Origin of the sequence: Limnobaculum zhutongyuii, from assembly GCF_004295645.1 — a bacterium.
GTDB lineage: Bacteria > Pseudomonadota > Gammaproteobacteria > Enterobacterales > Enterobacteriaceae > Limnobaculum > Limnobaculum zhutongyuii.
In genome coordinates this window covers 1,119,106-1,132,427 of the sequence record NZ_CP034752.1, presented here as the reverse complement: position 1 = coordinate 1,132,427, position 13,322 = coordinate 1,119,106, and the positions used below count along the sequence as shown (strand labels likewise).

The 13,322-nt window shown below is 48.0% G+C and carries 18 protein-coding genes and 2 pseudogenes; all 20 read right to left on the bottom strand.

All coding sequences use genetic code 11. The features are described from left to right. Nucleotides 1–75: 75 nt before the first annotated feature. The 20 genes and pseudogenes from EKN56_RS04775 to EKN56_RS04685 all read right to left on the bottom strand — a co-directional run bounded on the left by EKN56_RS04775 (nt 76) and on the right by EKN56_RS04685 (nt 13,321). Nucleotides 76–312, bottom strand: coding sequence for a phage tail assembly protein (locus EKN56_RS04775; RefSeq protein ID WP_130590759.1), 237 nt, complete (start codon nt 310–312; stop codon nt 76–78). A 139-nt stretch (nt 313–451) separates the two neighbouring features. Then, nucleotides 452–973 (bottom strand): annotated as a pseudogene (locus EKN56_RS04770) (phage major tail tube protein). A gap of 2 nt (nt 974–975) precedes the next feature. Next, nucleotides 976–2,400 (bottom strand): annotated as a pseudogene (locus EKN56_RS04765) (phage tail sheath subtilisin-like domain-containing protein). Beyond that, nucleotides 2,390–2,635 carry a hypothetical protein gene (locus EKN56_RS04760; RefSeq protein WP_210405335.1) on the bottom strand — a complete coding sequence of 82 codons (246 nt, stop codon included), beginning with the start codon at nt 2,633–2,635 and terminating at the stop codon, nt 2,390–2,392. The pseudogene EKN56_RS04765 and the gene EKN56_RS04760 overlap by 11 nt, the downstream one beginning before the upstream one ends. Beyond that, on the bottom strand, nt 2,632–3,090 hold the full coding sequence (locus EKN56_RS04755; protein ID WP_210405334.1) for a Gp37 family protein: 459 nt from the start codon (nt 3,088–3,090) through the stop codon (nt 2,632–2,634). The genes EKN56_RS04760 and EKN56_RS04755 overlap by 4 nt, the downstream gene beginning before the upstream one ends. Further along, the gene (locus EKN56_RS04750) at nt 3,087–3,530 is read right to left on the bottom strand and encodes a gp436 family protein (protein ID WP_130590757.1); all 444 of its coding nucleotides are present in this window, start codon (nt 3,528–3,530) and stop codon (nt 3,087–3,089) included. Before EKN56_RS04750 ends, EKN56_RS04755 begins: the two co-directional genes overlap by 4 nt. A 10-nt stretch (nt 3,531–3,540) precedes the next feature. Further along, nucleotides 3,541–4,524, bottom strand: coding sequence for a major capsid protein (locus EKN56_RS04745; protein WP_130590756.1), 984 nt, complete (start codon nt 4,522–4,524; stop codon nt 3,541–3,543). Nucleotides 4,525–4,562: 38 nt separating this feature from the next. After that, a complete protein-coding gene (locus EKN56_RS04740) occupies nt 4,563–4,931 on the bottom strand; it encodes a head decoration protein (protein WP_130590755.1) in 369 nt (122 codons plus the stop codon). 60 nt (nt 4,932–4,991) lie between these two features. Next, the gene (locus EKN56_RS04735) at nt 4,992–5,948 is read right to left on the bottom strand and encodes a peptidase (RefSeq protein ID WP_130590754.1); all 957 of its coding nucleotides are present in this window, start codon (nt 5,946–5,948) and stop codon (nt 4,992–4,994) included. A 279-nt stretch (nt 5,949–6,227) separates the two neighbouring features. Beyond that, the gene (locus EKN56_RS04730; protein ID WP_130590753.1) at nt 6,228–6,680 is read right to left on the bottom strand and encodes a phage virion morphogenesis protein; all 453 of its coding nucleotides are present in this window, start codon (nt 6,678–6,680) and stop codon (nt 6,228–6,230) included. 2 nt (nt 6,681–6,682) lie between these two features. After that, nucleotides 6,683–7,786 carry a phage head morphogenesis protein gene (locus EKN56_RS04725; protein WP_130590752.1) on the bottom strand — a complete coding sequence of 368 codons (1,104 nt, stop codon included), beginning with the start codon at nt 7,784–7,786 and terminating at the stop codon, nt 6,683–6,685. After that, on the bottom strand, nt 7,776–9,251 hold the full coding sequence (locus tag EKN56_RS04720) for a DUF935 domain-containing protein (protein WP_130590751.1): 1,476 nt from the start codon (nt 9,249–9,251) through the stop codon (nt 7,776–7,778). Before EKN56_RS04720 ends, EKN56_RS04725 begins: the two co-directional genes overlap by 11 nt. Continuing rightward, nucleotides 9,251–10,858, bottom strand: a complete 1,608-nt coding sequence (locus EKN56_RS04715; protein WP_130590750.1) for a hypothetical protein — start codon at nt 10,856–10,858, stop codon at nt 9,251–9,253. The genes EKN56_RS04720 and EKN56_RS04715 overlap by 1 nt, the downstream gene beginning before the upstream one ends. Continuing rightward, nucleotides 10,858–11,406 (bottom strand): phage protein Gp27 family protein, encoded by a 549-nt coding sequence (locus EKN56_RS04710; protein ID WP_130590749.1) that lies wholly within the window; start codon nt 11,404–11,406, stop codon nt 10,858–10,860. Before EKN56_RS04710 ends, EKN56_RS04715 begins: the two co-directional genes overlap by 1 nt. Nucleotides 11,407–11,408: 2 nt before the next feature. Next, the gene (locus tag EKN56_RS04705; protein ID WP_130590748.1) at nt 11,409–11,699 is read right to left on the bottom strand and encodes a VpaChn25_0724 family phage protein; all 291 of its coding nucleotides are present in this window, start codon (nt 11,697–11,699) and stop codon (nt 11,409–11,411) included. Beyond that, nucleotides 11,696–12,004, bottom strand: coding sequence for a DUF2730 domain-containing protein (locus tag EKN56_RS04700; protein WP_130590747.1), 309 nt, complete (start codon nt 12,002–12,004; stop codon nt 11,696–11,698). The genes EKN56_RS04705 and EKN56_RS04700 overlap by 4 nt, the downstream gene beginning before the upstream one ends. Then, nucleotides 12,001–12,207 (bottom strand): TraR/DksA family transcriptional regulator, encoded by a 207-nt coding sequence (locus EKN56_RS04695; protein ID WP_130590746.1) that lies wholly within the window; start codon nt 12,205–12,207, stop codon nt 12,001–12,003. The genes EKN56_RS04700 and EKN56_RS04695 overlap by 4 nt, the downstream gene beginning before the upstream one ends. Further along, nucleotides 12,194–12,346, bottom strand: a complete 153-nt coding sequence (locus EKN56_RS20865; protein ID WP_168189566.1) for a hypothetical protein — start codon at nt 12,344–12,346, stop codon at nt 12,194–12,196. Before EKN56_RS20865 ends, EKN56_RS04695 begins: the two co-directional genes overlap by 14 nt. After that, the gene (locus EKN56_RS04690) at nt 12,306–12,719 is read right to left on the bottom strand and encodes a hypothetical protein (RefSeq protein WP_130590745.1); all 414 of its coding nucleotides are present in this window, start codon (nt 12,717–12,719) and stop codon (nt 12,306–12,308) included. Before EKN56_RS04690 ends, EKN56_RS20865 begins: the two co-directional genes overlap by 41 nt. Further along, entirely contained in the window at nt 12,710–13,321 is a 612-nt protein-coding gene (locus tag EKN56_RS04685) for a transglycosylase SLT domain-containing protein (RefSeq protein ID WP_130590744.1), read from the bottom strand. Before EKN56_RS04685 ends, EKN56_RS04690 begins: the two co-directional genes overlap by 10 nt. Between the last annotated feature and the right edge of the window lies 1 nt (nt 13,322).

Below are 13,322 nucleotides of genomic sequence, written 5' to 3'. Positions count from 1 at the left end.
CATTCATCGATAGACTGTAAGTTTTCAGGACTCGTCGGTAGATTCTCCACATAAGTTGCGAAAGGTTTTTGATACCTAAGCGCTATCAGCCAGCGTTAGTGCATCAATATCTTCCATCGTCAGACCAGTCAAAAGAGCAAATAGAAAGGTTTCCGAATCAGCCTGTTCTTTGCTATGGCGCTGGGCTTTACGCATGTCACCACGGGTAGGTACACGCATAACCAGTTCACTTAGGGTTTCGCCGGTACCGAGGGTAAGAGAACGTAATAAAGGGATTTTGGTATCAGTGAGAAAATCAGCTTTCTTGCTCATATTCAGGCTCCAGAAGAGAACTAAAAGGAAAAACTATTGAGCCCTGATTCTGTAGCTTATTGATTGACAGTTATTTTAGCGGGGTTTAAAAAAACACCCGGAACATGTCCGGGTATTTGAGCAGTAATGTGAATACTGACTATTGGCCAATATTAGCTCGATATTTAGCAAGTTGGTCTTTACCATCCACCCGATAAATATTGGTGAGGTAATCTAACATCAAAGTCTCTTTCCCATTCACGAGCTGTCTGATTGATGTCACGCTAAAGGGTGTTTCAAACGTTGTCGCCTCTCGGGGTTTATAACTACCGAGTTGGTATTCTTTGAATGCTACCGTCATGAGTGTAACGAGGGGCAACTGATCAACTCACCCCTGGCTTGTATGCACGTCAATATTGCTACGGCATTGCAGAGAAACTGTTGTAAACGGCGTAGCAATTTTACTGACGGCATCTTGATAAAGGGAGTTCCAGACTATCTTTCCCTCCACCTTATCTAAACCATCGGGCAGTTCAATCACACCAACAAGTCCAAGGCCGTTAAAGTCGGACATGACCGTTTTGACACTGCCTAAATCAACTTCAGATGCTTTTGCCAGATAGCTGTTACCGTCAAGATAAACCGCCGCATTATTAATTCTGTGCGCTTGAAAACCCGCCATAATCAGTTACCTCCTTTCAGGGCTGCAAGATATTCACCGGTAATCTCTGACTCATACGTGATGCGCTCCATGGGTGGTGGCGGTGTCATCTTGTACTGAAACAGGACATTTCCCAGTTCTAATTGAGTTTGAGGGTTGCGTTCTGCGTCATACCAGCACTCGCCACCCAATAGTGCGCCATCACCAATCAGCTTTCTAAAGAACTGATTGACCGATTCAACGATGGCATCAATGACGGCCTGTGTGATGGGGCATATCCACAAACTGTAGGGATGAATAGCGGATACTCTCATCAATGATGTCTTTAACCCGACGAACCGGAGATGAAGTTCTTCATATGGGTCGTCGATGGCCAGGCTGCGGAGCGGTTTCCCCAGGAACGTAAACCGGTACCAAAACTGTTGAAGACAGTCACGATGCCATTTTCATTCAGAAGATTGGACTTCACTATTCGGGTCATCAATACGGGCAGACAGTGAACGTTCAGCACCGACAATACCTTTAAACTCCGTATTGGATGGACTCCACCAGTAGCCGCGCTCAAGGTCTTTTGCGGCCATAAGCCCGGCTTGGCGCTGTGACATTGGTTCTAAAAAGTTACTATTGGTCGCTGAATCATAGACCTTCAGATGTGGGTAACAGAGAATAGCCCGATCGCTGGAGGTCGCAAAGTTGATAGTACCCATCGGGCCACGACCACTGATAGCCTGATTAGGCGTGGTACCAATCGGTGCATCGATTAATGCCATAGCACCATATTTATCAGCAGCGGCAATCAGCTCAGTACTGACACTGTTTAAGGTACTAAAGCCCGGTGCAATAATGAGTTTGGCAAAGAAACCATATCGGTTATAGGCATCTTCCAGCGCATTTAAGCCGGTGCGATTTCCAGCCGCATTAACTGCACCAATAATCTCAGCCGGTGTCACTTTACTTGGATCGGCATAGGTATAGTCAACCATGACGGTGCCTTTTGCCGGAATACTGCCAGTGGTCATTCGGATCAACTCACCAGTGACCAGATTGATGGTGTAATCCGTATCTACCACATGAGTGACGTTATCGGCTTTTACGACAGCAGAAATAATGGCGGCATGAGGTAGAGAGGCCCGATTATTCACACCAAAGGTTATTGAATGGCCAGTGGCCTCATTACGGTGTTTATCCGGGTCAAGGACGTTAATGATAAAAACGGTACCGGCACCATGATCGTAAATGGCTTTCAGGGCATACGGGATAGAGAAATTGCTTAACCGAGGGCCGAATTCAGCACCGGCGCTTTCAGACAAACACAGAGTTAAATCATTAACTGGCCCACAAGGCGCTGTACCAATTAGCCCAATAACAGCGGATTTAACCACACGGATGGCGCGAGGCCCATTTTCAATTTCAAGGGTTTCAACGCCGTGTAAGAAGTTAGCGGCCATCGTCTTTTTGCTCCTTGGTTTTCGCCTCACCTTTGACGGTTTTAGCGACAGGTGCCAGTGGTGTTAACAGCTTTTGGGCTATTAACGTTTGGGTATATTCATGCTCACTGGGTAACTCTACAGAAAGGCCCGGATAGAGCATGATGTCCTTTTCTTGCTCTGTACCATTAGAGTCAATAAAGCGTACAGTGACGCTACTTTGCGGCCCGTGATACACATAGGGTGTAAATTTCATGGAATATCCTCATAAGCCAAATGGGGTGAAATGCCCATATCGGCCTGTATCTGATTAGTCTTGGTCGTAAAATCCAGAGCGTATTGCCACACCCCAGCGTTCTGAGCCAAAAAGGACTCACTGACAGGTTTAAGCGATACATCACAGTGAGGGGGTATCCAGCCGGTTAGGGTTAATCGCAGTTTATCCAGATAAGCGATAACGCCGGCTTTACCGTGTAACTGGCGAAACATCAGCGTGAGGGGAATGGTCATCTCACGATTCATCCAGGTACTGTCTATCGCCTCATTGGTCGCAAAGCTGCTGCGGGAATAACTGATAAGTACTGCTCCAACAGGATGATTAAGACGATAGTTAGCGGGTTGCTCAGGAAAATACTCGATCGCCAGCTCCCGGCCATGAACCTCTTTCAATCGGTTTAAAATGCCATCTAAGATGTCAATCGTGATACTCATCGCCATTTCTCCAGCGTGCTCTTTCCCCATAGGCGTTTAGATGCCGAAACTCTAAATACGCTAGGCGCATTGGTTTCAACCACGGTATCGTCTATTTTGACATTCAGGGAGATGGCACCTTTCTGGATCTGGCTTAAGGTATCCAGGGCATCCTTTTTGCCATCTTTGACCACTTCCGGCATAGCCCCTTCAGGACGGCGCTGATAAAGCCAGTAACGGGCCAGATACACTACTGCATCACGAATGATGGTCGGAACGGATGACAATGGCAGAGGGTAACGAGAGACTAAATAACCGTCTGCCAGCTCTTCTGCATAGTTGATCGCATCCTCCAAAACGGCTGCATCATAATTTTCCGACGCTGGATCATCGTGGGATAGCCAGATTAGCGTTTGTTTGGGAACTGCCCGTTCCAAATCACTCAGTGTGCAGTAGCGCATGGCCGTTTCCTTAGCTCATCTTCAGTTCAACAAGGGCTTCAGGGTAAGTACAAATGGCCAGCGGGTTAGCCTGGGCTTCTAAATCCCAGCCTTTACCCATGCTGCGTTCTTCCGCTTTGGCATATAACGCTAAACCAATGGTGTTGACCGTCTCGTTGTAGTTCGCCGGGGCGTTGTACATCTTATAGACACCGCCTTTGGCGATAGGAAAGACTCGCGCAACCTTGTCCGAAAGGAAGTTTTGATTGGATACCGTGGCGTTATACTCTTCAAATTCGATACCACCGAACGTAAAGCCTTTACGCATATCACCACCAAGGCGATCGGCCGCTTCCTGATAGTTGGCATAGGCTTTTTGTACATTAGGGTGAGCAACAAAGGCATCAAACCAGTCCTTGCCACAGAACGCCTTATAACCTGTCACCAGTGCGCCGGTCAGCTTTGACTCACTATGGCGTTTAGCATCCGTTAGAAGCTTACGGACATCGGTATCTTCTACGCTGAAAGGTACATCAATGCTTTTTTGTGTTACGCCAAACTCTTTATACAGGTCATAGATAACGGAGCCATCAGAATCCAAAATACGGCCACACAAGGCACCAACACGTTGGAATTCACGGGTGACTTCCAGGCTGTTTTTCATCGTTTCCAGCTTATTGTTGATGGTTTGTGCCTGATAGTCAGTTGCATCGTTGTCGCCAAAGGAATTAAAGTTTTGCAAGTCAGACGGTAACAATTGAGCTGAAGCGGGTAAGTGGGTAGTTTCAAAAGTACGGCGTTTGGCCTTACTGTTTTTAACCTGCGTTGGATCTTCATCACGGCCAATATTCTTGACCAGGAATAAACGACCATCACGGCTTTCAATCAGAACGGACGTGGTGGCAATCCCTTCTTCTTCAAAAATACCCAATTCACCCGCACGGGTCGGGATGGCTGGGATTTTATTGATGGCTGCCGTTAGCGTAGTAACGGTAAACATATCTGCTAAATTCATTCTCTTTTTCCTTTATGCCTTAAGTGGCTAAACAGGGGTTAAAGCTGCTCTCTGGCAATAATGCCCAGCGCTTCCAACTCGGTGTATGCCGTGGTCTTTTGTGCATCAGTAACACCTTCAGGCCACACCAGACCATCAATGGCCACCACGGCACCACGTGCAATCACTGCACCAAGACGTTCACCAGTCGTGGTATCGATATGCTGTGCCAATACGGCAGCGGCTTTTTTTGCAGCACCTGTGCCCGCTAAATCAATGGCATAATATTTACCGGAGACTTTGGCCAGAACGGTTCCCAGCTCATATTTTTTATCCGCTACAATCATGCCCCGGTCTTTTGTCCAACCCGGTTTCACTTCAACCAACAGAACATCACTTAATACTTTCGGTTCGTTATAGGTAGTCATAATTTAAGGTGCTCCTACTTATTACGGCTGGCGCGGCGTTCTGCATCAGCTAATAGTGGGTTAACAGAGGTGTTTTTTCGGCGCTGAGCTTTTCCGGGCCACTTCGCTAAAATCCACTACATCAGGTAAAGAACGAATAAACGCCTGAAGAGCTGGCGTAAGCGGTTTGTTCTTACCACCTTCACTAAATTCCAACTTACTGGTACCGCGCTTTTTAGATGCGGCTTTAAGCATGGCTCTAACGGCTGCACGGTGGCTAGGCTTAACCTTGCGACGAATCACTTCGGCAAAATCAGCACTCTCACCATCAATTTCCAGCTCTTCCGCTTGTTCCAGTAGCTCTTCGTTTTCTGCTTTTAATCGCTGATTTTCTTCCGACACAGCCACTAACTGAGCGGCGACTTCCGGTAAAATTTCATCCGCACCGGCATCCTGAATAGCGGCAGCACCTTCTTCGGTAATGATTTCAGCGGCCTTTTCTTCACCCAGCTCTTTAGTCAGAAAAGCGACTAGTCGCGCCAGCAAACCTTTTTTATCGGTTGGATTAGCTGCATCAGCCATATTGGTATCCTCATTAAGATTTTCGTTAAAACACACAATACCTTGTCCACCATCCGCAAATTCAATCGCCTTCAACCCCTTTACGGCAGGTGGCATAGCCCCCAGAAAACCAACGTGGCGCAGGTAATAAACGCCAGGTACTGGATTACTAGGTTCATCCGGTTCGTAAAAGGAAGGTGATATCTTTTTAAATCGGGCAGAACGGACGAGTTCAGCAAATGCCTCATCAACCTGATGGGGTTCAATGAAGAGCCCTTCAGGTGTGGCAATCATTTGCTTTACCCAACCATAGGCAGGGTTATTGTGTTTCGGGTGGCCAACAACCAGCGGTGCTTCATGCAGATCCATATTGTAGGCGCGAACGGTGGCTTCAAAGTCTTTCAGGGTGAAAGAGATAGGTTCGCCTTCCATCGGCTGATGGGTACCAGGCTTAAAGATATGGATAAGTTTGGACATTAATATTCACCATGCTGTTGTTAGTCATGGCTACCATGTCAAATTATCCGGTTTGGTGATTTTAATCGGGGTTAAATAAGAGACTGAGAGATAGAGATTTAACGAATCCGTAAAGGGTAGATAAGAATGGCGGCTGAAGTGGGCCTATATCGATTTATAATAGCCTTTTAGCGATGTAAACGAGCAAAGACAGATAAAGGCTGGTTAAACAGGTGAAAACAGCTTAGCCCGCCTTAAATTGGCGATTAATCTGATGTTCCCGCTGCTCTGGCTAAATGGTTAGACAGCAGATTCAATAATATCTTCCTCATCTTCAGACGACAGACCGATGTAGGGCCGTGCTTCAATATCCCCCCAGGGCAGAGGTACACCATACCGAGTTTGACCATATTGGCCTTTTTTCGCCCCAAAATGTTGGGTGCCGCCGTACTCCATTAGCGAACCAAGCAGCACGTGATTAGCATCAGACTGGTAGTTAATCTGAGTAGACAGGCTCCGAGTATCACCAATCAGTGGCCTGGTATCCCGCTTATTGGCCAGCGTCACGTCACTGTTTGCGGCCCATTGTTCACCTAATGGCCCCATACCCACTTCAAAACGGCGGCGGGTACTGTTAAGCAGGATTTCACCGATGTTTTTAAATACCGGTGTCAGGTCTAAACCCGCCTGTTCAATCTGGCTCAGTAGTTGGTTAACCGGCGCACTGTCGAGTTGTACGGTAATTTTGGCCATAACTATGCTTGATCCATTTCAATATAGGTACCGGAGGCGGTTGGCTTCGCTCGAACGTTCCACGATTTACCTGAAATATTCACAACGGTTTGCCTCTCACCCTGACTGTTCTGCTGCCACTGGGCGTTATCTAGCTGGGTTTGGAGCTGGCGAAAGTCAGATGGACTTAAATCAGGGTATTGAGTCCGTAGCTTCATGATAGATTGTCGGCTTAAGGTCAGCACCGGGCTCTTAACCGCCATTTCGACCATTTGCTTACTGTTCATCACAGCCACAGGCCATTCCCCCTTCAGACGACCATTGTAAAATGACAGAAACACATCAGAATTAATGAGTTTTTCGACGTTCTTTCTGGCAATGGCTGAATCCAGAGTATTGAGTTTCTGCTTATTGGCTGCCAGGGCATTTTGGGTGGCGCTCTTACCGGGGGTATAGTCAAATCCGGGCATCACACCTTCAGGAACCAGACGTTGTTCACCGGTATTGGTATCGGTATAAAGCTGAGTTTTTCGGGCTGGGGCTGTATCCGGGCCGGTTTTACCCAGTTTTTTCAAATCCCGCTCACTACAGGATTCGACAATACAGTTACACCCGAAACCGTTCGGGGGATAATGTTCATCCCAGAAGGGATCATCGGCAGGAAGCACCAAATTATGCCATTTGGCGTGCTCTTCTCTGGGGTTAATCACTGAACGGTGAAGATAACGCCAGTAAGGGCGTTCTGCTAAAACATCTGGGTCGGTAAGCTGAGCATAACGACCCGCTGCATGGGATGATTTCAGGTTTTGAGTATAGATAACCTCGGTGCGCCAGGCTTTACCGGCTTTACTGCCTTCACCCGTCCAGCCTTTCCAACCTTGTTTCTCTACTACCTGATCAAAGTTCTGACGGAACCACTGGATGCTCTTACCTTCATCAATAACACTTTGCATCGCCTTCTTCAGGTCATTAACCAAATCAGCTTTCATCGCACCGGCTACAATAAAACCATGGTCATGCTGTTCTCTGGAAATATCATCCCAGCGCTCACTGGGGATAGCTAGCTTCTGTTTGAAGTAATCACTCTGCTGGTTAAACTTTTGCCCGAAAACACCTTTAACGGCCATTATTCACCTCATCACGACCTTGTAAGTTAATCACGGTAAATGCGCTGGCCATCGCTTGGGCTAGCTCATCTTCAGACAGATTATCAAACTCAGCCAATAGCCGTTCCTGAAGCTCTTCCATATTCTTGGCTTTCTCTGCAAAACTGCGAATACGCTCAATCCAGCCATCAATAATGGGTTGAGTCTCCCGGCTTAATTGGTCTGCGACAGCTGCCACGGTATCGTTGGGCTTTTTCGGTTTTTCAGCAAATGAGGGATAGCCCATACCGGCTGATGGTGGAAGCTGTTCACCTAGATCGCCTTCTTTTAAGTTATATTCGCGAATGAAGTATTCGTTGGTAAAATTAGCGCCAGCCGTTTTAAGGATTTGATCGCGTTCGGCTTGAGTTTTATCAATCGTTTCCGGCGACCACATAGACCAGACTGGAGGCTCTTCTTCCTCAGAGAAATTGAGCTCAACGGTCCAGCGGGTTAAGGTGTTCATGGCTTCTGTCACCAGTTCGGCATCAGCATCCCTGATATCTTCAGTCACTGTTAGTCCTGCCTGAGCACTCGCATTGGTGGTATCGGCTTCCGTTGTCTGATTCGTTCCTGTCAGGGCAATACTGACTTCAGAACGGCAGAACATCATAAGGCGTTCATAGATATCGGCGCTGCTGCCTTTACCTGCGGCTTCTAGGATTTCAATAGAACTGTCGTCAGGAATAGCGGCAACGGCATCCTGAACCATTGCTTCAAGGCTATCCAGTAACGCATCCACCTCTGTATTATGGGTATTGCGTGGGTGTTTACCGACCAGGAATGGGCTACCGTACTTCTCGGTAAACTTGAGCCAGAACTCGAATCCACCACGCTTAAATGTGGTTGGCCAGAAACAACGGCTCAGGTCAGCAATGCCGTAAGGGTTCTCATAGGTAGCATCTTGGCGAACTAAGATAAACTTACGCTCAGGTAATAAAATACCGTCTTTATCCTCTTTGGTACGCATACGCAGACGGTTTTCATCATCAAAGAAAAACCACTCCGCAGGCTTGGCCACTACGTCCACCGGCACAATCTTGTCATCAACATCAGACCACATCACCTCAAGCGGAGTGTAGCCATAGAGTGGTGCATCTAATGCATCACTGATGACGGTTCTCATTTTTAGCTTAGAAAAGACCTTTTCAACAAAGTCTGCGACCTGCGTTTGTGACTGTTCCCGGTCAAAACCGTATTCAAGGGCAAGAACGGCTGACTTACGGCGACGAACGCAACCACCTACGTGAGCATCAGCCGTCAAATCACGATAAACCTCGATACTTTTGCCCATTTTACGCAGGACAAGATCGGGATTTTGTAATTTTCCACTAATCCCTAATGAGCCATTAACGCGTGAACGGGTCGCTACAGCCTCTTTGGATGGTCTGTTTAGCTCGGAGAAAGAGACAAACTCATTCGGACTAACCCAAATACCCTGACTCATTATTTGTATCCTTTTAACAGTTGTGTGGTTGCCCGTTTACCACGTGAATGGGCCTTGACCGGGCCTTTACTCATTTCAATGGAGGCATACCAGGCTAAAACCAGTGCAATGGCCGTGTCACCATGGCGATAGAGCTCTGGTTCTTTCAAATCTTCTTTGCGAACAGACGACAGCATAGGAATACCGTCAATCTCTTCTATGGAGTGAATATCCTGTTTGACGTTATCGTCAGCGGGTAAGGTGATAATGCCGTCCTCAAATCCCTGGATCATCTTAGGCATCCACGTGCCATACCATGAGCGGCTTAAACTGACCTGAGCAATGCGGTCATGACCAAATTCGTCAGCGGTATATTCAGCCAATGTCTGGCCGGGGCCGGTAGCATCCATCGCACCAGAGAAGCGTTGAATAGCCCGGAGTAAATGCCAGAGGATTTGCTCCTGCTGGCGAGTGGGCACCTTGTGCATTTCGATAATTAGGGGCACATCACGGTAAAGGTTTGGCAAGGTGGCCATCAGTAAAATGGATGAAAAGTCACGATGCCGGGCAAAGTCATCACCAAAGGAATAACGTAAGTTTTTATCTAACCTAGCGATAACCGGATCTAGATAACGCTTGATCCAGTCTTCAGCAAAAGCGGTTCGCTCAAACATGGGCTTTTTAGCAAAGTCATCATCCAGAACCAGACGTAGCACCACGCGATCGGGACTGGGTGGCATGGCGTTTTCAATCCAGACACCCGGAATACACACACCATTACCATCACGCGGAATAGCATCAAGTTCCTCACGCATTGCCGCTTTACGGGGGCCATACGCGTTACGAATCCGGGTATACCAGGCTTTTTTGCTTTCGACTGTTGGGACTTCACCTTTCATGAAACAAACGCGCTCAAAGAGTCCGTTCGCCACAGCATCATCAAACGTCACCCGATATACAGAGGCATCAGGCCCATAAAGACCATTTTCAATATCATTAACAAACTGATTGAATGGATTACTTTTACCCTTGTGGGAAGAGATAACGATAATGCGCCCACCCCAAATTAGCAGGGCAGTAGCTGCATCCAGTACCCCTTGAACATCTTGATGGAATGCCGCTTCATCAATAATAACCAACCCTTGTAAACCTCGGATATTCGCTGGGCGGGATGAGAGTGCGACAACCTGATAACCGGATGAATAGCGGATACGGTAAGCGGTTATATGGCGGGTTTTACCGTTCTCATCCTGATCTTCAAATAAGAACTCTTCGATGCTGGAAACTGAAGCACTTTGCTGTTCCGCAATAACACGGGAGAATTTGGCACAGTACCCAATGAACTCTAAGCCTTTTTCCTTGGTATCACCGATATAGAAGACATCCATACCCCCAATCGCTTTCTGTGATGCCGCTGTCAGTACCGCCTCAAAGCCAAAGGCAAAGGTAATACCGGTACGTCTCCCTTTAGGTACGGCGAGAATAGAGGTTTTAATCTTCAAAACCTCAATCTGGTGCGCCATCAGCACACCCTCAGCCGTTGGGTTAAAGTTATTGGGAATATCACGCGCACGGGACGGTAATTCGTCCCATTCAATAACACGTAAGGTTGAGGCTAGCGGCTTCATCACTTGATCCCCAAGATTTTCTCACGCCAGAATTGAACGGCATTCTCATCCAGCCCTTGAGCTTTCGCTTCTTTTTGAAGGTTTGACTCTTGCTCACGCAAGAGCTTATCTCGAGTGACTTTCTCAATTTCCTGACGCTCTTTGAGGCTCATGGTTCGGGCCTGCATGGCTGCTCTAGCTGCACGAGATAGCTCACCCACTTCTTTAATTGAAATATCATCGCGCTCGTGGGCATTGAAGGCTGCTCGGGTGGCCAAAGTTGTTACTGCCTGAGCTAATAGCGCACCGGCTTTATCACCAATACCATCCCCCAGTTCATCAACCAGAACGCGGGATGCGGTCTCTATTTCCCTTAGGCTTTGAGTCATTTCCTCAAAGCCAGCACGGTAGCGGTAGAGACTAGAACGGCTTGGTGCATCAGTTTGTGGGTATTTAGCCCTGATATTCTCCAACATTTCATCCAGCGTTAGTCGGTCATCGCGTAGCAACTGTTCAATATGACTACGAACAGAAGGATCAAGTTTGTGGATGGTGGATTTACGTCCCATGATTAAGCCCCCGGACGCTTCACGCCAGGCACAATGGCACGGCCTGAAGAGACATCAAGACCTCTTGGTGTGAGAGTTGCTACAACAACCGTACCAATATCATTCAATGACACCAGACCTTGTTCCTGAAGCCAGTACAATTCACTTTTGATAGCATCACGGCTGGGATAATGGCCATACTGGCTTAAAGCGCTGTATAAAACTGAACTGTTAGCGCTGTATGCGGGCAGTTCTGCCAGTAATCGCAACATCACTAACCGTTGGTCTTCTCTTAAAAACTCGGCATAACTCATGATTGCTTGCTCCTCATCAGGTAGTCATTAACGCGATCAAGCCCTTTTACTAGCGGTTGCATGGTTTCACGCATACCTTGCATTTCTGCCCGGATGGCTTTCATATCCCCATGTAAATCATTTACCAGATTCTGTGACGGGGTATGGCGGATCTGCTCTTCCAGGGCAATAATCCGGGTTCGGAGTTCTAACAGTTCCTTACCGCTGGCAGATTGCCGACTCATCAGCCATGAATAGATACCGATGGCCGCTGTGACTAACCATTGCATGGCACTGAAGCTAAAATTCATATCAGTGAAGTTCATCGTCTCATCCTTTTTTCTTCCATCTGCTGGCAGTCAACACAGAGGGTTGTGCTTGGCAGTAACTGGCGGCGCTTTTCTGGTATAGCGTCACCACAAGCTAGGCATGTTAGGCTGCCAATGCCTTTTGGCTGCTGATTACGTGCTATTAGTGCGCGTTCCCGTTGCTGAGTTTCCAGCTCACTAGCGCGATCAATGTCGTCCATCGTCTGAATCCTGTAGATAATTAAGTAACTCAACGTAGCGCCCGGCACACAGGCCATAGCCGTCATAAGCCTGTTTTAATGCAATAACGATAGCGTCATCACCGTTGTTCTCCGGTGCTGGCAGAGGGAGACAGCCCACTGCCAATGCCGCTGGTAGCAGCCTGATTGGCTCGTAGTCTGGCCTGTTCAAGTTGGTGCATGACATCAGGAGGAAACTCACAGCGATTGCGAGTAACGGTTTTAAGTACATAGCGGATCTCCTGAGTACTATGTTGGTCAGCAGCCGTTCGGGCCGCTATTTTTACCGACAGGGTTTTGCTGGCTCGGTTTGCATTAGTTGCCAACTGCTGGCTGGCAGATACAAACTGACTCAACTGGCTTTGTGCCGATTCAGCTTTACCTTGAGCGCAATCCAATTGGCCTTGGGATAATCCCTGTTGGTAGTAATAGCGGGAGAAACCCAGCACCAGAGCAATAACGCTGAAAATGAGGTATATCGTTCTTAATCGCATACACCGCCCCCCCAGCCAGCATCCTGATATAGCGGTTGCCAGCGGTTAATGATTCGCTCTGGATAACCCCGATTTTCCTTAAAGTTGGCAGCGCTGCGCCCGGCATTAACATACTCAACCGAGCCCCAATAACGGCTGGCATCAAGTCCCTGAGCCGCTGCCTTCTTCTTGTCACGTTGAACCCAACCCAAACCACCGTTGTAGGCGCTTAGCGTGAAGGCCCAGCGGTCACAATCGGTCTGCGCGGAGATACGCTGGTAATGCCATCGGTTATAGATAACCAGCGCTTGTAGAGCCCACATCGGGTTATAGGGTTGATTACCGTCGAGGCGATCAGGATAGGTACCGGCAATCCACTTTGATGTTCCTGGCATGAACTGAGCTAAGCCGATAGCACCGACTGGCGAACGGGCATCAGTGCGCCAGCGGCTTTCTTGATGGATTTGGGCAGCGAAAGTGGCTACCGGTGCATCCAGTCCCCATTCAGCATGAGAAACGCGGATAAGGTCGCGCTTATAACGGGCCGCATCAGCCGGTATTGTTGAAGCCAGCACCGGGTGACAGGCCGTTATCAATAAGATGAATAAGATAACGGCTCTCATG

What these genes read in the sequence shown, in the direction of transcription:
- EKN56_RS04690 (WP_130590745.1), bottom strand. Translation starts at nt 12,719, where the DNA reads ATGCGATTAAGAACGATATACCTCATTTTCAGCGTTATTGCTCTGGTG.
- EKN56_RS04750 (WP_130590757.1), bottom strand. Translation starts at nt 3,530, where the DNA reads ATGCGCTACTGCACACTGAGTGATTTGGAACGGGCAGTTCCCAAACAA.
- EKN56_RS04715 (WP_130590750.1), bottom strand. Translation starts at nt 10,858, where the DNA reads ATGAAGCCGCTAGCCTCAACCTTACGTGTTATTGAATGGGACGAATTA.
- EKN56_RS04720 (WP_130590751.1), bottom strand. Translation starts at nt 9,251, where the DNA reads ATGAGTCAGGGTATTTGGGTTAGTCCGAATGAGTTTGTCTCTTTCTCC.
- EKN56_RS04705 (WP_130590748.1), bottom strand. Translation starts at nt 11,699, where the DNA reads ATGAGTTATGCCGAGTTTTTAAGAGAAGACCAACGGTTAGTGATGTTG.
- EKN56_RS04710 (WP_130590749.1), bottom strand. Translation starts at nt 11,406, where the DNA reads ATGGGACGTAAATCCACCATCCACAAACTTGATCCTTCTGTTCGTAGT.
- EKN56_RS04755 (WP_210405334.1), bottom strand. Translation starts at nt 3,090, where the DNA reads ATGAGTATCACGATTGACATCTTAGATGGCATTTTAAACCGATTGAAA.
- EKN56_RS04740 (WP_130590755.1), bottom strand. Translation starts at nt 4,931, where the DNA reads ATGACTACCTATAACGAACCGAAAGTATTAAGTGATGTTCTGTTGGTT.
- EKN56_RS04730 (WP_130590753.1), bottom strand. Translation starts at nt 6,680, where the DNA reads ATGGCCAAAATTACCGTACAACTCGACAGTGCGCCGGTTAACCAACTA.
- EKN56_RS04700 (WP_130590747.1), bottom strand. Translation starts at nt 12,004, where the DNA reads ATGAACTTCACTGATATGAATTTTAGCTTCAGTGCCATGCAATGGTTA.
- EKN56_RS04745 (WP_130590756.1), bottom strand. Translation starts at nt 4,524, where the DNA reads ATGAATTTAGCAGATATGTTTACCGTTACTACGCTAACGGCAGCCATC.
- EKN56_RS04725 (WP_130590752.1), bottom strand. Translation starts at nt 7,786, where the DNA reads ATGGCCGTTAAAGGTGTTTTCGGGCAAAAGTTTAACCAGCAGAGTGAT.
- EKN56_RS04685 (WP_130590744.1), bottom strand. Translation starts at nt 13,321, where the DNA reads ATGAGAGCCGTTATCTTATTCATCTTATTGATAACGGCCTGTCACCCG.
- EKN56_RS04775 (WP_130590759.1), bottom strand. Translation starts at nt 312, where the DNA reads ATGAGCAAGAAAGCTGATTTTCTCACTGATACCAAAATCCCTTTATTA.
- EKN56_RS04760 (WP_210405335.1), bottom strand. Translation starts at nt 2,635, where the DNA reads ATGAAATTTACACCCTATGTGTATCACGGGCCGCAAAGTAGCGTCACT.
- EKN56_RS04735 (WP_130590754.1), bottom strand. Translation starts at nt 5,948, where the DNA reads ATGTCCAAACTTATCCATATCTTTAAGCCTGGTACCCATCAGCCGATG.
- EKN56_RS04695 (WP_130590746.1), bottom strand. Translation starts at nt 12,207, where the DNA reads ATGGACGACATTGATCGCGCTAGTGAGCTGGAAACTCAGCAACGGGAA.